The 19,095-nt window shown below is 52.1% G+C and carries 17 protein-coding genes; 10 read left to right on the top strand and 7 right to left on the bottom strand.

Annotated elements, in window-relative coordinates:
* Window positions 1-49: 49 nt before the first annotated feature.
* A complete protein-coding gene (locus A9753_RS06020; protein ID WP_176702749.1) occupies window positions 50-1,237 on the bottom strand; it encodes a hypothetical protein in 1,188 nt (395 codons plus the stop codon).
* 190 nt (window positions 1,238-1,427) lie between these two features.
* Between A9753_RS06020 and A9753_RS10010 the strand changes: the two genes are divergently transcribed.
* The 3 genes from A9753_RS10010 (at window position 1,428) to galE (ending at window position 4,420) form a co-directional block, all read left to right on the top strand.
* Window positions 1,428-2,801, top strand: coding sequence for a 5-(carboxyamino)imidazole ribonucleotide synthase (locus A9753_RS10010; protein ID WP_141673334.1), 1,374 nt, complete (start codon window positions 1,428-1,430; stop codon window positions 2,799-2,801).
* A 28-nt stretch (window positions 2,802-2,829) separates the two neighbouring features.
* On the top strand, window positions 2,830-3,339 hold the full coding sequence (purE, locus tag A9753_RS06010; RefSeq protein WP_067782316.1) for a 5-(carboxyamino)imidazole ribonucleotide mutase: 510 nt from the start codon (window positions 2,830-2,832) through the stop codon (window positions 3,337-3,339).
* 94 nt (window positions 3,340-3,433) lie between these two features.
* Entirely contained in the window at window positions 3,434-4,420 is a 987-nt protein-coding gene (gene galE / locus A9753_RS06005) for a UDP-glucose 4-epimerase GalE (RefSeq protein ID WP_067781815.1), read from the top strand.
* Between the two features lie 122 nt (window positions 4,421-4,542).
* Here galE and A9753_RS06000 read toward each other — a convergent pair whose 3' ends face one another.
* Window positions 4,543-6,219 carry an LCP family protein gene (locus A9753_RS06000; protein WP_245637386.1) on the bottom strand — a complete coding sequence of 559 codons (1,677 nt, stop codon included), beginning with the start codon at window positions 6,217-6,219 and terminating at the stop codon, window positions 4,543-4,545.
* Between the two features lie 13 nt (window positions 6,220-6,232).
* Window positions 6,233-7,579, bottom strand: coding sequence for an LCP family protein (locus A9753_RS05995; protein ID WP_083090347.1), 1,347 nt, complete (start codon window positions 7,577-7,579; stop codon window positions 6,233-6,235).
* A gap of 82 nt (window positions 7,580-7,661) precedes the next feature.
* Here A9753_RS05995 and A9753_RS05990 point away from each other — a divergent pair, with 82 nt between their 5' ends.
* Window positions 7,662-8,663, top strand: a complete 1,002-nt coding sequence (locus A9753_RS05990; protein ID WP_067781811.1) for a glycosyltransferase family 2 protein — start codon at window positions 7,662-7,664, stop codon at window positions 8,661-8,663.
* Here the strand turns inward: A9753_RS05990 and A9753_RS05985 are convergent.
* Together A9753_RS05985 and A9753_RS05980 are read right to left on the bottom strand one after the other, a co-directional pair.
* On the bottom strand, window positions 8,660-9,019 hold the full coding sequence (locus A9753_RS05985; RefSeq protein WP_067781808.1) for a DUF2304 domain-containing protein: 360 nt from the start codon (window positions 9,017-9,019) through the stop codon (window positions 8,660-8,662). The two genes, A9753_RS05990 and A9753_RS05985, sit on opposite strands and share 4 nt — an antisense overlap.
* A gap of 14 nt (window positions 9,020-9,033) precedes the next feature.
* The gene (locus A9753_RS05980; RefSeq protein WP_067781806.1) at window positions 9,034-9,681 is read right to left on the bottom strand and encodes a glycosyltransferase family 2 protein; all 648 of its coding nucleotides are present in this window, start codon (window positions 9,679-9,681) and stop codon (window positions 9,034-9,036) included.
* Window positions 9,682-9,853: 172 nt separating this feature from the next.
* On the opposite strand from A9753_RS05980, the gene A9753_RS05975 reads away from it, so the two are divergent.
* The 5 genes from A9753_RS05975 (at window position 9,854) to A9753_RS05955 (ending at window position 15,094) form a co-directional block, all read left to right on the top strand.
* Window positions 9,854-10,510, top strand: a complete 657-nt coding sequence (locus A9753_RS05975) for an acyltransferase (RefSeq protein ID WP_067781804.1) — start codon at window positions 9,854-9,856, stop codon at window positions 10,508-10,510.
* On the top strand, window positions 10,510-11,631 hold the full coding sequence (locus A9753_RS05970) for a DegT/DnrJ/EryC1/StrS family aminotransferase (RefSeq protein ID WP_067781800.1): 1,122 nt from the start codon (window positions 10,510-10,512) through the stop codon (window positions 11,629-11,631). The genes A9753_RS05975 and A9753_RS05970 overlap by 1 nt, the downstream gene beginning before the upstream one ends.
* A gap of 1 nt (window position 11,632) precedes the next feature.
* On the top strand, window positions 11,633-12,601 hold the full coding sequence (locus A9753_RS05965; RefSeq protein WP_067781797.1) for a Gfo/Idh/MocA family protein: 969 nt from the start codon (window positions 11,633-11,635) through the stop codon (window positions 12,599-12,601).
* 127 nt (window positions 12,602-12,728) lie between these two features.
* Window positions 12,729-13,925 (top strand): oligosaccharide flippase family protein, encoded by a 1,197-nt coding sequence (locus tag A9753_RS05960; protein ID WP_245637385.1) that lies wholly within the window; start codon window positions 12,729-12,731, stop codon window positions 13,923-13,925.
* Window positions 13,925-15,094, top strand: coding sequence for a glycosyltransferase (locus A9753_RS05955; RefSeq protein ID WP_067781791.1), 1,170 nt, complete (start codon window positions 13,925-13,927; stop codon window positions 15,092-15,094). The genes A9753_RS05960 and A9753_RS05955 overlap by 1 nt, the downstream gene beginning before the upstream one ends.
* On the opposite strand, the gene wecB is transcribed toward A9753_RS05955, so the two are convergent.
* Window positions 15,065-16,159: a non-hydrolyzing UDP-N-acetylglucosamine 2-epimerase gene (gene wecB, locus A9753_RS05950; protein ID WP_067781787.1), complete on the bottom strand. Its 1,095-nt coding sequence runs from the start codon at window positions 16,157-16,159 to the stop codon at window positions 15,065-15,067. The two genes, A9753_RS05955 and wecB, sit on opposite strands and share 30 nt — an antisense overlap.
* Window positions 16,160-16,213: 54 nt before the next feature.
* On the opposite strand from wecB, the gene A9753_RS05945 reads away from it, so the two are divergent.
* Window positions 16,214-17,332, top strand: a complete 1,119-nt coding sequence (locus A9753_RS05945; protein ID WP_067782307.1) for a glycosyltransferase — start codon at window positions 16,214-16,216, stop codon at window positions 17,330-17,332.
* On the opposite strand, the gene A9753_RS05940 is transcribed toward A9753_RS05945, so the two are convergent.
* Window positions 17,320-18,984: an asparagine synthase-related protein gene (locus A9753_RS05940; RefSeq protein WP_067781784.1), complete on the bottom strand. Its 1,665-nt coding sequence runs from the start codon at window positions 18,982-18,984 to the stop codon at window positions 17,320-17,322. The two genes, A9753_RS05945 and A9753_RS05940, sit on opposite strands and share 13 nt — an antisense overlap.
* Between the last annotated feature and the right edge of the window lie 111 nt (window positions 18,985-19,095).

The following is a 19,095-nucleotide window of genomic DNA, read 5'->3' as shown; positions in this document are numbered from 1 at the left end:
GTAGTTGTTGCAAATCGTGCATCATGACAAATCGGCTCGTCTATGCTCCCTACGGAATCCACTGGATACTCACACTTCCAAAGTTCCATATCCATGCCAACCACCACAATTGTGCGGCGAAACTGAATGAAAGAACAACGACGCGTCCTGGAGTGCGCAGCGTGGCCATCAATGGCCAGAGCATGGGGGCAAGAGGGAGGAGTAAACGGATGAGTGAGGTGGTGGGATCGAAAACTACTAACAAGTACACCGCATAACTAGCACACCACACCCAGATCACTGTGACTTCAGGATGATCGGTAAGAGTCGTGACGAAATTGGCGTGAGATGAAGCGGTGAATTTGTTCCGAGACAAGGCGGTGAAGTCGTTACGAGATGACCAAGAGGTGAGTGTAGTGACGAGGGTGTTCCGAGATGACGTAGGGATGAGGGCAGTAATAAGTCCGAGAATCCCGATAGTCACACTGACGATAAGGAATGGTGCTAGCCACGCCCCCACAAACTCTCCAGCACGAGTAACCCATGCAGCGAACGGAACGAGATGGCCACCACGCCATGCTGTCTCCGTTGCAGTGTACGCATCGAACTGACCAGTACGTAGAGCAGCAATCACCGGCCATAAACCTGCGCCACACCACGAAGCCAGCATAGTCACGATTGACTGTCGATTGTGGTGGTCGCTACGCCAGGACATACCAGCAACAAGGGTGACAGTCAGTGCTAATGGCACAGCAAGTGGACGTGTTAGTCCTGTCATTACGATGGGAATAATGGCCACAAGCCACTGCTTCCGCTGAAGTGCCACTAATGCCAATCCCAAAAAGAAAAGTCCCAAGGATTCTGCGTAGGGAACCTGGAGAATCACTCCCCACGGTAATAGCCACCCACAACTTAAAGCCCATAGCGATGTAGTACGTGAAAAGCCTGCTCGTTGCATGATTTGTTGGAGAACAATCCATGTACCGCATGAACCAAGAAGTGCGATAGTGAATCCTGCCCAACTGAAAGGCAAGCCCGCCACCATGAGCACACGAACGAGTAAAGGAAAGAGGGGAAGAAAAGCCCAAGGATTTGGAGCAACTGCTCCCGTTTCTGTTCGAGGAAGAAGAGCAGGGTAACCATCTACAGCGATGCGCTCGTACCACCCCGAGTCCCAGAACATCATGTGCTCGCCATGGGACGGATAGACACCAGCCCAAGGAGTAGCAGGAGTGTTATGCGCACTTAGCATCATCACGAGAAATGTTAGAGCAGTGAGTAGGCCCCATAAGATCAGGCCATAGCGACTGACCGCAGGTGGTGCCAGGGTGGTACTCGCGGTGGAATGGTGGTGAGAGGCTCTCTGACCCATACTCCATATCGTACGGGCACTGGTGGTCGAGGCAAGGCGCAGGCCGCTGTCATCATGCTGCGGTAGGCTTACCTTTGTGAATGCACCGATTGTGGCAGTCGTAGGCGGCGGACAACTAGCCCGCATGATGCAAGAAGAAGCCAGCGCGCTTGGAATTCATGTGCGTGCTCTAGTAGAAGCCTCAGATGGTTCAACTGCGCAAGTTCTTCCTGATTCCATTGTTGGCTCTCCCCATGATCCTGAGGCAATGGCCGCCTTGGTTGACGGTGCCGATGTCCTAACCTTCGAACATGAACATCAAAACGACGAGATCCTTCACGATTTAGCTTCACGTGGCGTGAAAATTCACCCTCGTCCTGAGACTCTTCTTCTGGCTCGCGATAAGTATGAAATGCGTCAAGCCATGGGTGCGGCTGGATTACCTCAGCCGCAATGGTCTGTAGTTCGCACTCGTGATGACATTGACAAATTCGCTGAACACCATGGCTGGCCAGTCATTCTGAAAACTGCACGCGGCGGATACGACGGTCGTGGAGTTCTCCTTCTTGACCGCTCTGATACGCACACCTCCTCTGACTCTCGCACTAAGGAAAACACTGGGAAACTAACAGTCGTTGATGAATGGCTTGCGGGAGATATCCCAATTTTGTGTGAAGAGGCCATTAATTTCTCAAGCGAAATTGCTGTACTTATCGCCCGTCGGCCTAGTGGTGCGATGGCCCAGTGGCCTGCCGTAGAAACCCGTCAGGTTCACGGCATGTGTCATACCGTCATTGCGCCCGCACCGGACCTTGATGAGGATACTCTCCGTCAGGCAGAAACAATCGCTCAGCACATCGCAACCACATGTGACGTGACTGGCGTGCTCGCCGTCGAAATGTTTGTTCTCCCTCGGGGACAGGAACGTGAGTATGTCCTCTCAGGATCAGAGGACGGCAGTGCTCCTCGTACTCTGGTGACGCGTTTGCTGATTAACGAACTAGCAATGCGTCCCCACAATTCTGGCCATTGGACCCAAGAAGGTAGCGCAACGAGCCAGTTCGCCCAGCACCTGCGTGCCGTGCTTGACCTTCCACTTGGCTCCACCGCCATGAGTGTTCCAGCTGCTGTGATGGTTAATTATGTGGGGCCTGCACATGCTGGTCTTGCCCCGGGCAGTCAAATTATCGCTTCGTCTGACGACGCCGCCTCGGACGTTCCCGGAGTAGTCGCCCCCTCCGAAGGGGCTCTTCTGGCCCCATGTGCTGGGAGTGATGGGGGAGCGGAGGCATACCGCCAGGCACTTGATAGTGACCCTCAGGCATTCATCCATTTGTACGGCAAAGACGTGCGTACCGGTCGCAAACTTGGACATGTCAACACTCTGGTTGACGATGCACACCCCACGCTTGATGAGGCGCTTACCAGTGCCCAACGAGTAGTTGATGCCCTCAGTGGCATTAGTCAGTAACCCATTCATATCACTGAAAGGCATCATTATGAGCACTCCACTGGTCGGCATTGTTATGGGTTCAGACTCCGACTGGCCCACCATGGAAGCCGCTGCCCAAGTACTCGACGACTTTGGGATCCCCTATGAGGCCGATGTAGTCAGTGCTCACCGTATGCCTACCGAAATGCTTGAGTACGGCAAGCAGGCTAGCGCTCGCGGATTGCGCGTGATTATTGCTGGTGCCGGAGGTGCTGCCCACCTACCCGGCATGCTCGCCGCAGTGACTGAACTGCCGGTTATCGGTGTTCCTGTTCCCCTCAAATACCTTGATGGCATGGATTCATTACTCTCTATCGTCCAGATGCCCGCTGGTGTACCGGTGGCTACGGTCTCCATTGGGGGCGCGAAGAATGCTGGACTCTTGGCTGCCCGAATCTTGGCGTCGGGTGAGGGAGCGCAGGCAGAACAGTGGCGTGAACAGATGCGTCATTTCCAAACTGAGTTGGCGGAAATTGCCCATGCGAAGGGTGCCAAACTGCGTAAACGGATGAACTAACGTACTGTCTTAAAATGTGCGAGCATGTGCGGTCATGTGAGATTTTATGTGTGTTCGCCTGCGCAACATGGGTGACCTGACGTAGGCTACTTCTATGAGCATTCTTGTGGCCGGCGGAGCCGGATACATTGGGGCCCACGTTGTGCGCTTGCTGCTAGAGCGCGGCGATGAGGTCATCGTTGTTGATGATTTGTCCTACGGAACACCAGATCGTGTTGACGGTGCAGAACTCGTGCAACTTGATGTTGCCGGCTGCGGAGCAGTTGACGCTCTGGCAGACCTGATGGAAGCACGCGGCGTCAGTGCCGTTATTCATTTTGCAGCACGCAAGCAGGTTGGCGAATCTGTGGCACGCCCCGGTTGGTACTACCAACAGAACGTTGGCGGCCTAGCCAACATGCTGATGGCCATGGAACGCGCCCGTGTCGATCAAATGATCTTCTCTTCCTCTGCAGCTGTTTACGGCATGCCACCCGTCGAGGTTGTTGACGAAGATATCGAGAAGAAGCCCATTAACCCCTATGGCGAAACTAAACTCATCGGCGAATGGATGATGGCAGACTCCGAACGAGCCTGGGGACTTCGCTGGGCAGGCCTGCGTTACTTCAATGTTGCAGGAGCTGGATGGGACGACCTCGGCGATATGGCCACCCTAAATCTTATCCCGATGGTCATGGAGCGCCTTGCTGATGGTGAAGCTCCTAAGATCTTCGGTGATGACTACCCGACCCCTGATGGCACCTGTATCCGTGACTACATCCACGTTAAGGACCTTGCTGCCGCTCACATCTCAGCCTTGGACTACTTGGCCAGCGGCGAAGAAATGGAAGCCAATGTCTTTAACGTTGGCACCGGTGTGGGCGCATCCGTTAAGGACGTGGTTTCTAAGGTCATCAAAGCCACTGGTTCCAACCTCGAACCTGAGATTATGCCTCGCCGTGCAGGTGACCCGCCGCAGTTGATTGGTAACCCCGAACGTATTGGCCGCATCCTGAAGTGGAAGGCTGAATACGACCTTGATGACATCGTTGAATCAGCATTCAGTGCTTGGCAAGCCGATCCTGCCCGTAAGCACTTCTGAGTTTTGAGACCACGATATGTCTGGCGAAGGCCGGTGTTAAGTTGATAAATGGTGTGGCCCGCTTCTTGATGAGGGAAGCGGGCCACACCATTTATTTTGCCGCGTGTGAGGAAGCGCTAGTTCTACTCGTCGATGACGTTGAAATCGTCGGGAGTTAATGAACCATCACGGACCTTGGCAAAGAAATCTGGAGCCGTGGTATCCCGAAGAAGCACTGTGGCACCAATCCAGCCAGGCTCGTAGTCCAATGACTCAATCGGTGGAGCACCAGTGAGATTGGCATTCGATGCTGATCGGAAGGCAAGAACCATGCTTATCAGGTCACTGACACCGTCGTCTGAATCAATAGTGAGGGCTTGGGAACCAGCCGTGACAAGACGATCCTGAGCATTCAGTGACAAGACAGTACCTGCACTAAGTGCTTTTTTCACTACAGCGCTGACTACTGCACGTTGGCGTAGGCCACGGCCAATATCGCCGGTGGGGTCAGACTTACGCATACGTGAATAAGCCAGTGCCTTTTTGCCGTCGACGTGTTGGCATTCTCCTTGAGTGGTATCCCAAACAAGACCAGAGTCTTTGTCGTTAACGTCGTAGTCCAAACAGACGCTCACGCCACCAACGGCGTCAACCATCTGCTCAACTCCACCCATACCGACTTGAACATAATGATCGATGTGAAGACCTGTCAATGATTCGACAGTGGCGACCAAAAGTGGTGCGCCTCCATATGAAAAAGCTGCATTAATTTTCTCTTCACCATAATCGGGGATGTCAACGAAAGTGTCGCGGGGCAGAGAAATCAGAGAAGCCTGGCCGTTTGGTGCCTTATGAAGAACCATGATGGAGTCAGTGCGTTCGCCCTCAACTTCATCTTCATCCATATCGGTACCTTGGCGAGAATCTGATCCCGCGATTAGCCAGGTTTCACCAGTTGATTGGCCAGCATGGGTCGCGTCTACGCGGCCAATTTGAGAATCAACACTTCCCCATAACTGGTAAACACGTCCTCCGATAATGAGAGTAATGACTAACAGAAGAACAAAAAACCACCGTACAGGATGGAAATGGCGCCGGCTGTAGCCAAAAAGTGGACGCTTGGGTTCAGGGGCCGGAAGGTAAATTGGCTGTTGGGGCGGTGTCGATGGGGGAATGGCGGCGTCAGAGAACTGCTGAGGATGTGAAGGTGCTTGCGGTGCGTATCCCGGTGCCTGAACAGAAGGGCGCCGTGACTGGTGACGCGAAGAAACTCCACGCCGTGAGCGAATTGATGAGGCTGATGAGGTAGATCGCTGTCCTCGAATAGCCTCATCGGACACAGGCATGACGCGAGTTGGTCGAATTGGGGGAGTGGTGGGATAAGCGCGTTGACCGATACCAGCGTCAGGGCGTGCCGAGGATGCTTCTTGTGATGAGCGGCCTTCGCTTACGGAACGGCGAGTTTGATTTTGTGATCTGACACGTGAGACTGACTCGCCGCGAGATATCCTCCGGGGGCCCTGCGTTAAAGGCTGGGAATCGTGCTGAGACGAGGGGCGGTTTACACCCGCCTTGTTATGCGAAGTGGAACGTGGAAGAACACGGCGTCGTACGGGCTGTTTACTCTCTGGCGCATATGAAGCCGGTAAATCACGGTGTCCGGTAGAACCATCGACCGAAGATTGTCGAATTGATGGTATGCGGCCGTGAGGTGATGATGGAGGCTTAGGTGACGACGTGGCGTCGTGAACTGAATCAGAGCGGGGAGCACCAGAAGGGCGACGCTTTTTAGGTGCAAATGAGGGAGGAAGATCGGTCATGACGGAATCGCACTCATACGCACTGCTGTGCAGGATCTAAAGATGGTGAAGAGTCAGGGAGGGGAGCAGTAGGAACTGACTCTTCAGGTGATTTATTTTCTGCTGTTTCAGTCTCATTTGTTGATGAATCGGTTCCGGACGGATCATCTGATTCATCAGACGACGATGAGGATTCACCATTTCGAGACACAGTACTCTCAGGGGGAGTTTTGTCTTCTCGAAGCGCATTCCATAGGCGCTCTGCCATGTAGTCATCAGGGACAACACGGTTTTCATCGTCTGGGTCGGGAACATTTGGCATGGTGATAAAGAGAATGTTGTTTAGGCCAATGTCTTTCGCGCTCATGGCTAGTCCCGCCAGCGTAGGAAGCGAGCCAAGGTTATCTGACGTGGTGAGAGTGCTCAGAGCGGACCGAGCAAACGAATAGAGATTATCCGGATTGGTGAGGATGTTGGTGTTCATGGCTGTGCGCATCATGGCGGCCATGAGATTTTGCTGACGGTTAATTCGTTGCAGATCTGAGCCGTCACCTACACCATGACGAACTCGTGCGTAGAACAAGGCATCGTGGCCGTTGAGATGCTGACATCCCTGAGGAAGAACGAAACCAGTCCATTCGTCATCATTGATGGGCTCATCAACCCATACATTGACACCACCTAAAGAATCCACCATCTGTTCTAGGCCGTGGAAGTCCACAATGACAAATCCGTCAATGTAGATGTCTGTCATTTTCTCAATGGTTTTGATGGTACAAGCAGCACCACGGGCTTGTGCCTGTGTCGAAGCATCTTCTCCAGCACCAATTGAGAAAGCCGAGTTAAATTGGCCGTATTGGGGGAAGGATTCTGTGCCGTCAGGAGTGACACACGAAGGGATGCTGACCATTGTGTCACGTGGAATCGAGACAACTTCCATGTGAGTACGATCGGCCGACAGATGAACAATCATTGTGGTGTCAGAACGGGCCACAGAGACTTCCTCTGTTCCTGCTGAACCATCGATATTGTTTGCGCCAGCGCGTGAGTCAGTTCCCATGACGACGATGTTGACGGGGTGTCCTTCAAAATCATCGTCGGGAAGGGGAGTGCCATCTCCACGAATGGGGCGATCCTCCCCAAGAAGAGAGTCCACGTTTACTCGCGTCACTTGAGATTGCATATCGTGGTAAGCAAACGCAATACCCGAAGCGAAGAACGTTACTAAAGCAAGAAATGCGTAGGCGAAACGTCGAGGCCATGCGAAGCGTAATTCACGTGCTGCATGTTGGGCATGTGCATGTGGACGCAGTCGGCGTGGGGTTGCTGCGTGTGCGGGGCTTTTACGTGAACTCACGGAAGCAAGTTTATGCAGGCGCATGTCATCAACTTGTGCCGAGAAGGTGAGGAATGTGTGAAGAGGGTGTGGATGTTGCCACGTTAACTGTGAGCAGGTTCGTGGAATGAAGCGATATTCTCATCAGGTGAATACTCAGCCTACGGTACGGATCGCTTCTGTTGCTTACAATCCTGGCCCTGAATTCGAGCGTTTCATTGTTTCATTATCTGCTGCTACGTCCGTACAGAGTCGGATTGTTGTTGCTGACAATGGTACGGAGCATGACTTGGTGGACCGTGTCTGTAGTGAGCATGGAGTGACTGTCTTGCGTGACGGTATGAATCACGGATATGGCGCTGGAATCAATGCTGCGTTGGCTGACAGTAATGAGGACATCGTTGTGGTCGCTAATCCAGATCTGGTGTTTGAGGCTGGGAGCATAGACCGCTTGATTGATGCATTGATGTCTTCGTCAACAGTTGTTGGTGGTGACGGTCATTCGTTAGTTCAACCGATTGGTTGCGTTGGTCCTTGTTTGTTGAATACTGACGGAACGGTGTATCCGTCGGCTCGCGCTTTGCCATCATTACGTTTAGGCGTAGGGCATGCCCTTTTCGGTCATATTTGGCCTTCAAATCCTTGGACACGTAGATATAAAAATTCTTCAGTTATTCCACAGTTTTCTTCGGCTGTAAGTACCGGTCATAGCAGTGAGAATAAGGGGTTTTCTAACGACGCCGTATGGGGACATTCGCCTTCTGTCTTACTCCGTGCTGTGGGGTGGCTTTCGGGGGCGTGCGTTGCCATGCGTCGGGAAGTGTGGGAAGAACTCGACGGATTTGATGACCGATATTTTATGTTTTTTGAGGACGTCGATTTAGGGCGAAGGATTGGCGAACATGGATACCTCAATGTGTACGTTCCTGATGCTGTGGTGTGGCATGAGCAGGGCGCATCATGGAAAAAACAGCCGGAAACGATGATTCGTGCTCATCATGATTCAGCACGACGTTATTTTGCTGATACACATTCATCGTTGTTGCATGCTCCACTCAGGTTCATGATTAATGTGGGCTTGCGGGTCCGTGAAAACCTGATGGTCTCGCTTGCTAAGAAATCACTTTAGTTCTCATCGTTGCCGTCTGGAGAAGGCGCAGTATCAAGAGCAATGCGACGTGCAAGTTTTGTTAAGCGCCGTTCTTGAGCTGCATCGCGACGAAAAGACGAGAGTAGAGACATAAAAAACGCAACCACTAAACCGTATAGGAGTAAGTCAGTGCCGCGCCCAACACCGACAAGATGTGCTAGACGTGTTAAAAGATGGGGCGCAGCAATAGAAACAGTTCCGAAGAGGACAAACAACAACGTGATTAGCCGGCGTCCCGCCTGATGGCGGGCTCCACCGGGGCTCTTCAACATCATCCATCCGACTGCGGCTAAAGCGGTGAAAAGGAGAATCTGGATGATTAGTTTTGAAGTCATGGGAAAACGCTGCCTTAACTGAACACAAGATCAACAAGGATGTTGACGGAGTTCCATAGAGATTGCCCCTTGGCTTTTGAATACTGGGTGTACTTGATGTGGACAGGGTATTCACACCAAGGTAGTTGGGAATTCCCCAGTTGCCGAACGATCTCGCTGGCATGGGCCATACGATTTTGATGAATATCAATCATTGCAGCGGCATCACGGCGCAACACGCGTAAACCGTTGTGAGCATCGCTAAGTTTCATACCAGTTGAGTGAGAAGCGACTTTCGCAGCGGTTCGTAAAACTAATCGTTTGAGCCATCCGACTTGTGCAGGGCCCTCAAGAAAACGGGAGCCTAGAACAATAGCGATATTGTCCCTGTCTGCTTTCTTAACCATAGCTAAAGCGTCTTGGGGACTGTGCTGGCCGTCTGCATCAAAGGTGACAATGTAACGGGCGTCTGTCCGGGTCAGAACATAAGTAATCCCTGTTTGTAGGGCAGCACCTTGGCCAAGGTTGAGAGGATGGCGAACAACAAGTGCCCCAGCTTTCTGGGCTTCGTGAACTGATTGATCCCGTGATCCATCGTCAACTGCGACGACATGGGGGAAAACTGTCCGGGCTTGTCGAATGACGTCACCGACAACGGCAGCTTCATTGAATAAAGGGATCACGAGCCATGTGGAATCGCATAATGACTGGACCTCATGGGGTGATAGCGAGGTCTCAGAGGGAGAGGTTGATTCATGAACATGATTCACTCGTCGTATTGTGCCATGTTGCTGAATGCGGCGTTGCTGAGCATGAGATCCACGTAATTCATCTCATGCCAACTACGATAGGACGGTGAGCATTCGCATAACAGAATCAGCCGATGTTTCGGTCGATGCAGAAATTGGTGACGGTACGTCGATATGGCATCTTGCCCAAGTCCGGGAGCATGTTGTTCTCGGAGAAAACTGCATCGTTGGCCGAGGTGCCTACATTGGTGAAGGCGTGAGTGTCGGTAAGAACAGTAAAATACAAAACTATGCTTTGGTTTATGAGCCCGCAGTGATTGGTGACGGTGTGTTTATCGGGCCGGCAGTGGTACTAACTAACGATCATTTCCCGCGTGCTATCAACCCCGATGGAACACTCAAGTCAGCTGATGATTGGGAACCTGTGGGCGTGAGTGTCCATACCGGTGCGGCCATTGGTGCTCGTAGTGTTTGTATCGCTCCCGTAACGATCGGTGCTTGGGCAACCGTCGCGGCGGGATCTGTTGTGACGAAAGATGTTCAGCCTTTCGCTCTTGTCGCGGGTGTTCCCGCGCGGCGTATTGGCTGGGTCGGTCGTGCTGGGAAGCCGTTACAGTTAGTCGATCTTCGGTCTTTCAGTGGTGATGGACTTCCCGGTGACTTATCCTCAGGAGAGTCTGTGTGGCAGTGTCCTGCGACTGGTTCTCTCTATATCGAATCAGCATCGTCTCAGTGCCCCGAACTACGAGAGGTTCACTCCTAATGGAACGTACATTCATTCCCGCCGCCAAGCCGATTATCGGACAGGAAGAACGTGATGCTGTTGACGCTGTTCTGGCATCTGGCATGGTAGTTCAGGGCCCCCAGGTCAAGGCATTCGAAGAAGAATTTGCCGAGCAAGTCGCAGGCGTGGACCACTGCATCGCAGTGAACTCCGGAACATCCGCTCAGCATGTTGCCACCCTTGCTAGTGAACTCCCTGAAGGTGCAGAGGTCATCGTTCCCTCCTTCACCTTCGCTGCAACAGGTAACTCCGTAGCGATTTCTGGTGCACGTCCTGTGTTCGCCGATATCGACATCAATACCTTTAACCTTGATCCTGCCAGCGTTGAGGCTGCCATTACGCCTAATACCAAGGCGATTGAAGTTGTTCACCTCTACGGTTTGCCTGCCAATATGCCGGCAATTCTTGAGATCGCAAAGAAGCATGATCTTGAGGTTTACGAAGACTGCGCTCAGGCACACGGTGCTGCGATTGGCGGAAAGCCTGTTGGTAGTTTCGGTCGTTGGGGTTCTTTCTCCTTTTACCCCACCAAGAACATGACAAGCCTTGAAGGCGGCATGATCTCAACTGATGATGCTGCACTTGCTCGTCGTTGCCGCTTGATTCGCAACCAGGGCATGGAAAAGCAGTACGCCAACGAACTCGTCGGTCTAAACAACCGCATGACTGACGTTGCTGCCTCTGTTGGTCGCGTACAGCTTGGAAAACTGGCTGGCTGGATTGAACAGCGCCAGTCCAACGCTGCTGTTCTTAACGAAGGCCTCGGATCAATTGCCGGTGTTGTGACACCTATGGTTCCTGAGGGCTACACCCACGTGTACCACCAGTACACCATCCGTCTTGAGGGTGCCTCCGGGGCTGAGCGTGATGCCGTAGTCACCGCTCTGCGAGAAGAATGGAAGGTTGGCTCAGGCGTGTACTACCCGATTCCCAACCATCGCCTCGAGTCTCTTGCACCCTACGCACCTGGTCTTGAACTTCCTGTGACCGAGAAAGCCGCACAGGAGTGCATTTCTCTGCCGGTCCACCCCTCACTGTCCGCTGAAGACCTTGATCGAGTGATCGAGGCTGTCGCAGCCTGTGTGAAGGCAGGTGCCTGAGATGTCTGACCTTCGTGTTGGCCTCATTGGCCTTGGTTCCATGGGGCGCCACCACGCTCGTGTTATTCGCGCAACAGAGGGTATGGACCTCGTTGCTGTAGCAGATCCAGGTGGCGATCGTTTTGGTGTAGCTGGTGACCTCCCGGTTCTGCCTGATGTGCAGGCATTGATTGCTGAAGGTCTCGATGCAGCAATGGTCGCTGTTCCAACCATCTACCATGAGGATGTTGCACTCGCTCTCGCCGAGGCAGGTGTTCCCACCATGGTGGAAAAACCCATTGCTCACGATTCTGAAGCAGGCAAGCGAGTCGCCGAAGCGTTTGCTTCCCGTAACTTGGTTGGCGCCGTTGGCTATGTGGAACGGTGTAACCCAGCTCTGCGCGAAATGCGTCGCCGTATCGGTGAAGGGGAACTTGGTGAGGTTTATCAGGTCCTCACTCGTCGCCAGGGCCCCTTCCCCGCTCGTATCAGCGATGTTGGTGTGGTGAAGGATCTTGCCACTCACGATGTTGATCTCACCGCTTGGGTCGCTTCATCAACCTACGAATCGATCTCCGCTCAGGTGACGCATCGTTCCGGCCGTGCAAACGAAGACATGGTGGTGGCAACCGGACGATTGAAGAACGGTGTCATCGTCTCCCACGTGGTCAACTGGTTGACTCCCTTTAAGGAGCGCGTCACCATCGTCACCGGCGAAAAAGGTGCTTTTGTGGCTGACACTCTTACCGGTGACCTCACCTTCTATGAGAACGGTACCGTTGCGTCCACATGGGACCAGGTGGCTGCATTCCGTGGGGTCAGTGAAGGTAACGTGATTCGTTACGCTTTCTCCAAACGCGAGCCACTCGCTGTCGAGCAGGAAAACTTCCGTGATGCTGTTTTAGGGAAGGCATCCGAGCATGTCACCATGCAGGAAGGGGTTAACACGCTTGTAGTTGTTGAAAGTATCTTGCAAAGCGCAAGCCGATAACTATCTCTGACTATTTCGTGATCGTGGACTAACTAGAGTGAAAAGGCTAGTACCTCAGCGTGCGCAGTCGTTGGTTCAGACCTCACCATTTTTGTCACATGTACTGACATTAGTGACAGGGACAGCCTTGGCCCAGGTCATTGTGTTCTTCATGACGATGGTGCTCTCGCGTCTGTATACCACCGAAGATTTCGGTCAACTGACGCGTTATACCTCAATCGTTGCGATTGTCATTTCTATTGCAGCATGCCGCTATGACATGACAATCATGTTGCCAAAGGACAACAAAGCCGCATTGAGCGTGGCTCGACTGGGAATGACATGTCTAAGCGTGACGTCTGTGGTGGCCACAATCATTGCTTTCCCATTGAAACCGTTGGTTCGTGAACATTGGGGTCAATCCATTGCCACCTGGTTGCCGATGATTGGCGTGACCACTTTTCTCCTGTCTTCAGTTACGCTCTTTCAATTTTGGTTTAACCGACAAAGTGATTACAAGACCATTTCTTTGAATCGTGTTGAGCAGCAAATTGGTCAAACGTTAGGCCAACTATTTTTTGGGATTATTGGCCTTCTTGGTGTTTCGGGTTTGATATTGGGACAGACGGTGGGGCAGTTGTGGGCCTTCGTGAACCTGGGAAGAAAAGCCAAACCACTACGTCAACCCCTGCCCGCTGACGCTCCGTCATTGAAAGATATGGCATGGCGTTATCGAAGAATGCCTCTACTTAATGGATCAAATGCATTGGTTGACGCAGTGCGTCTCAACGGCATTAACCTACTTATTGGGGCATATTCCACCTCAGAACTTGGCCAGTTCTCCTTAGCCTGGCGTGTTCTTGAAGTTCCTCTTGCTTTGATTAATGGTGCTGTATCTCAGGTTTTTTTTCATAAACTTTCCACCCTGGAACGCGGGGAAATGCACCCTCTCGTAAGGCTGACGATTAAACGGGCAATTGTGGTAGGCGTGCTTCCTTTTGTATTACTGGCTTTTATTTCCCCATGGTTATTTCCACTGTTATTCGGTCATCAATGGACCAGTTCTGGTGCCTTCGCTCGAGCCCTCACCCCGTGGTTGCTTATGACGTTGATTACCTCTCCCCTGTCGAATCTGTTTGTGGTGACTGAGAATCAGGACTGGATGCTGGTCTTTTCAATTGTTTACGCTGTTGTGCCTTTGTGTTGGTTATCCTGGTCTCCATTGGCGCTTCTTCCGACTGTCTTTGTCCTCGGAGTTCTCATGGCACTCATGCTGATTGCTATGACGATCATGGCTGATATCGCTGCCCGACGCTGGGATACTCAACTAAAGGAGGCACAGTGATGCATGTTCTTTTGGTTCCTTCCTGGTATCCCGATGACAACCGTCCACTTAACGGTTCCTTTTTTCGTGAACAAGCACTGATGTTGCGTGACAGCGGGATGACCGTTGGCGTGATTGCCCTGGAGCCGGTGTCGGCTTGGCAGTACCGCCCGGGACTGTCCATTTGTCATGAAGATGGTATGACCGTTATTCGCGGTAGCCTCCCCACTGTTCCTCGTGGTCTCCTTCCGGGGGAGGCTCTCATGTTTCGGTTACTGAGCCGCCGTGCTCAGAAGCGCTACGTGGACTCAACTGGAATTCCCGACGTCGTTCACGCCCATTCCGTTTGGAGTGGGGCTATTGTGGCCCAAGCAATTGCGTCTCGATTACATAGGCCATGGGTGGTCACCGAGCATCGTCCTTCATCACTTGAGCGTTACCGGTGGGGGTGGCGTTACCGTGCGATTGCCTCTGCTGTTCGTCGAGCCCATCGGCGCATCGCCGTTTCTACCCCGTTCGCAGAGATGCTCGCGTTGTATTACGACACTGACATGTGGGCAGTATGTCCTAACCCTGTGCCTGATGACCTCGTGGCATTATGCAATCCCGAAACTGTGAAAGATCCCCATGATTCCACGGTGATTTTCTGCCATGTCTCACACCTCGATGACAATAAACGCATTGAGATGACAATGGAAGCTTTTGCTCGCCTTGCACATAAGGATCCACACGTATCACTGAGGATTGTTGGTGGAGATCGAGAGCGATTGCGCGAACTTCATGTCTTAGCTCACAGCCTCAAGATCGACAAGAATGTGACCTTCTATGGGCGCCTGCCGCATTGCGATTCCATGACTGTCATGGATGGTAGCGATGCTTTTGTTCTTGCCAGTGCGACAGAATCCGCCGGCGTAGTTTTTGCTGAAGCACAGATGTGTGGACTTCCGAGCATCGCGACACGAACCTGGGGTGGGCGAGAGGCGATCGATGGTGCCACAGGCATGCTCGTTGACATTGATGATGTTGACCAACTTGCTGAGGCCTTTGCCACCATGACCAAGCAGATTCGGGATCGTCGTAGTCAAGGAAGTGCCCAACCGCAGCGGACCATTAGAGAACACGCAGAAAAGAAATATTCTGAGGCGCGATTTACCAATTTTTTAGGGACGCTTTATCGCAGTCTTCAGTAACGTATGGGCTACTCGTTCAGCCGCATGTCCATCACCATAAGGATGAGCGTCTTCGTCGGCAGGCTCAAGTGGAGTGGGACGTGATACTGCGTTAACAAGAGCCTGACCTGGTTCAACCAATACGTTCCATCCTAACTGGACAGTCTCTACCCACTCAGTCTGCGGACGAACTGTGGTACATGGAACGCGCAAAAGAAAGGCTTCTTTTTGCAGGCCGCCTGAATCGGTAACGATTGAGCGGGCATGGAGCGAGGCTTTAATGAGATCGGGATAGGCCAACGGGGGATGGACACGTAAATTGCCCCATGCGCCGTCAGTTAGAGGAATATTGAACTGTGCACATTTAGCAACGAGGCGTGGATGAGCCAAAATCACTACAGGATGAGGGACCTCGCCCAGGGAGTGAAGAATAGCGCGCAAACGTTCTGGATCATCAGTATTTTCCGCGCGGTGGATTGTGGCCAAAGAGAAACTGTGATCGTCCAATGCTAGTTCCTCTAATAACGGTGAATCATCGTGACCAACCGTGTCTCGCGTGTGCATCAATACATCGGTCATCACATCACCGACTACTACAGTGCGATCAGCAAGCCCCTCATTAGCTAAATGCTCAGCACCTACCGCCGTGGGAGTCAGAAGCAAATCGGAGACATGATCAGTGACAATACGGTTGATTTCCTCCGGCATGGCGCGATTAAACGAACGCAATCCGGCCTCAAGATGCGCAACAGCAATATGCAACTTCACTGCACTTAACGCTCCTGCAGCAGTGGAATTTGTGTCTCCGTAAACCAATACCCAGTCAGGATGGAGAGCAGGTAACTCCCGGTCTAAAGCCTGAAGCATCGCCCCTGTTTGCTCACCATGACTGCCTGATCCAATGCCCAGGTGTACGTCAGGGGCAGAAATCCCCAAATCTTCAAAAAACACATCAGACAACAAGGGATCGTAATGCTGTCCGGTATGAATGATGACATGATCAATGCCTGCCTGGGCAAAAGCATGATCAATTGGTGCAAGTTTAACGAACTGAGGACGGGCACCCACAATGGAAACAACACGCATAATCTGAGACTACCGTGAGTGAAACCGAAGCACCTTCACGTAGAGTTCAGTGCTATGAACATCACCGTCGTGACCACGTGGCTTCCCACCGCAGTTGCCCCCTCCTCGGGGTCATTTGTTGTCAATGACTGCACAGCGATCCATCAGGCAGGTGCTGATGTTCGAATCATTCACCTGGTTCCACCTCATCAGGATGACGGAACACGGCATGTCATGCTCAACGGCATGAAAGTTCTGCGTATCCCCTTTACCCCATCAAGTCCTGCGTCTGTTCTTGCTGTCTACGAACCGTTACGTCGTGCCCTTGAAGGAAGTACGATTGTGCATTCCATGGCGATGAGTTCTCTCATCCCCCTCACCGTCTTGGATATCTGCGGTGAGATGGACACACACTGGGTGCATACCGAACACTGGAGTGGGCTGACCAACCCGGATACCCTTGGTCCGGTGTTAACACTGGGGCGCCATGTGATTGAGCGTCTTGAACAACGCCCTGATGTGGTTACAGCAGTATGTGAATACCTTGCTCAGCCTCTTTCACGTTTACGTCATGCTGCGCCGACGGTAGTAGTCCCGTGCATCGTTGAACCGCGCACCGATCTCACCCCTTCGCCATTATCAACCGAACAGATCGCCATGGTGAGTGTGGGGGGACTAGTGGAGCGGAAAAATCCCATGATGTGCCTAGAAACCTTGGAAGCATTACTTGCTTTAGGTCAGGACGCCACCATGACATTTGTGGGGGATGGGCCACTACGCGCGATGATCGACGATTATTGCGCTTCACGATCTCAATTAGCACAACGCGTGACCATCACAGGAATTATCCCCCATCATCAGGTACCGCACTATCTTGCTGATGCTGATGTATTCATCGGCCCTACGCGAGGGGATAACTTCTTTGTCTCTGCCGCTGAAGCCATTGTTTCAGGGCGTCCGGTAGTGGTGAGCGATGCTGGTGGGCAAACCGAGTACGTCACCGATACCAATGGGCGTATCCTGCCGATTGACGCAAATGCTGAGCAATGGGCTCACAGTGTAGTGGAGTGTGTGACATTAGCGCGTAGCCAGGGAAAAGAAAGTGCTCAGGCAATCGCCGCCACTATTGGTGATCGGTTTAGTTCTTCAACAGTTGGACAACAGTATTGCGATATTTATCGTCAGTTGTTGTAAGTATCCTCATGAAGAAACTTAAAAATTGTTGAGCCGCGTGACCACGTATCACCAAGGAATGAACGAGTCCAAAAGCCTAGTGTCATTCGTCCCTGCATGAGTTTCGCTGCCATCGTTGCACGGGAACAATCAGTGACAAGACGATCAAAAGACATAGCTGAGTGCATTGATGACCATGACGAGAATGATCGTTCGGCTAGAGGTAATACATGAGCACGGTCAAGTACCCTCTTGATTTTTTCTCGAGTTTCACTGGCAAGTGGCGTGACTTCGTAATAGGCCAATTCGCTACGGTTACCGAGTGCCTGAGCCCATTGGTAATTGACGAAGGACCGGTAGAAATCACGTGTGGCGGTGAGTTGTTCACTGCCGTGAGCCCATCCATGCCACATGGGGGCATCCAGCATGGGAAGTGCCCAATCCAAACCCATAAACTCGTAAGCCCGTACAGAATTATTGATGTATTTCGTCTGTCGCTCATGAACGTTGTAGGACTCAATCACACTTTGCACATAGCGATAGTTATGAGGATGACCGTACATCCTTAGGTAGCGAGCAACTTTAGCGATGCGGTAGTCATCACTGAGGGCCTGGTGTGAGTGCTCTTGAAGAATATTATGATGTGCAATCAAGGCTCGGCCCAGGTCGCCGTGAGTCACGTTTTGGCGATGAAGCAACTCATGGTCATGCATGTTACCGACGATGGTATGGCCCGGTAACACCACGTCATTATCAAGCATTCCTTGAGAATCAAGAGACTGTAGAGCAAACCAATCTTGAACATGGGGAAGCGCATTGAACCCTGAGGAATATCGGAAAAACTCGTGAGTTTGTTCCGAATGCCAAGCGCGCAGCATCGCTTCGGGTTCGTATTCTATGAAATGCCAAGGCAACCCGGCTTGTTGGGCAACTTGCTGAGAAACTTGTGCCTCGCGAGAGCCACTCACACCGTAGGTGAACGTAAGAGCAGAGGAGACATCATTTTTTTTGAGCCAGGAGACTAGCAGACGGGAATCTAAACCACCGGACAGTGGGATCAGAAGCCTGCGAGAACCAACGCGGTTCATTAATGTGGTCATTGACCGATCGAAGGCCTGGGATAGAAACTCAGAGAATTCACCAGGCGACTCGATGCTTTCATCGAGGAAATAACTCAGTGCATAAGGGTGAAAAGTGACGTCGTGGGTATGGCGGTTAATGCGTACCATCACACCTTGTGGTGCACTGGAGATTGTGCGCACAAGTGTGTCTGTGCCAGTAACGAAACCTGTATCGAGAAACTCATCACGGGCAGGAATATTCCATGTCGAGGATGAACCAAGTTGCTGAGAAAACCTGTTCAGAGCATTCGCGTCATCAGAGATTACACATACAGGGTCTTCCCCATCAGGAGAAAGGATAGTCCACAATAGAGGCCAAGAACGCAGACGATCTTGAACGATGAGGACCTCATCATCGCTGATGATGATGCCACCGGCTCGTTCGGGATGATGTGCCATCACATCGGGGGATGATAGATCATCCACAGTGAGTGGATGATCGGCGCGAATATAGCCCAGGCGCCTGGAATGATGTGGCGGTGAGTCTGTTTCTGAGGCGTGTACCGGCTGCCATTGAGGTGAAGTGAGAAGAGTGGTGACGACAAGAGGCACCGGCTCACTCCTAACATTGTCTGTGTGTGATGAAAAAAGCGTGCTAGAACGCGGAGTTCTGAGCATGTCTATCTCTGCTCTTAATAGACTAGTGTGGCACAGCGATCGAGA

The sequence above is a fragment of the Actinomyces vulturis genome (genome assembly GCF_001687305.1).
Classification (GTDB): Bacteria; Actinomycetota; Actinomycetes; order Actinomycetales; family Actinomycetaceae; genus Actinomyces; species Actinomyces vulturis.
This window is presented reverse-complemented; position numbering and strand designations above follow the sequence as displayed.

Excerpts from the sequence above, each read along its gene's own strand:
- A9753_RS05945 (WP_067782307.1), top strand. The coding sequence starts at position 16,214 with ATGAACATCACCGTCGTGACCACGTGGCTTCCCACCGCAGTTGCCCCC.
- A9753_RS05965 (WP_067781797.1), top strand. The coding sequence starts at position 11,633 with ATGTCTGACCTTCGTGTTGGCCTCATTGGCCTTGGTTCCATGGGGCGC.
- A9753_RS05955 (WP_067781791.1), top strand. The coding sequence starts at position 13,925 with ATGCATGTTCTTTTGGTTCCTTCCTGGTATCCCGATGACAACCGTCCA.
- A9753_RS05990 (WP_067781811.1), top strand. The coding sequence starts at position 7,662 with ATGAAGCGATATTCTCATCAGGTGAATACTCAGCCTACGGTACGGATC.
- A9753_RS05995 (WP_083090347.1), bottom strand. The coding sequence starts at position 7,579 with ATGCGCCTGCATAAACTTGCTTCCGTGAGTTCACGTAAAAGCCCCGCA.
- A9753_RS05985 (WP_067781808.1), bottom strand. The coding sequence starts at position 9,019 with ATGACTTCAAAACTAATCATCCAGATTCTCCTTTTCACCGCTTTAGCC.
- wecB (WP_067781787.1), bottom strand. The coding sequence starts at position 16,159 with ATGCGTGTTGTTTCCATTGTGGGTGCCCGTCCTCAGTTCGTTAAACTT.
- purE (WP_067782316.1), top strand. The coding sequence starts at position 2,830 with ATGAGCACTCCACTGGTCGGCATTGTTATGGGTTCAGACTCCGACTGG.
- A9753_RS05970 (WP_067781800.1), top strand. The coding sequence starts at position 10,510 with ATGGAACGTACATTCATTCCCGCCGCCAAGCCGATTATCGGACAGGAA.
- galE (WP_067781815.1), top strand. The coding sequence starts at position 3,434 with ATGAGCATTCTTGTGGCCGGCGGAGCCGGATACATTGGGGCCCACGTT.
- A9753_RS06000 (WP_245637386.1), bottom strand. The coding sequence starts at position 6,219 with ATGACCGATCTTCCTCCCTCATTTGCACCTAAAAAGCGTCGCCCTTCT.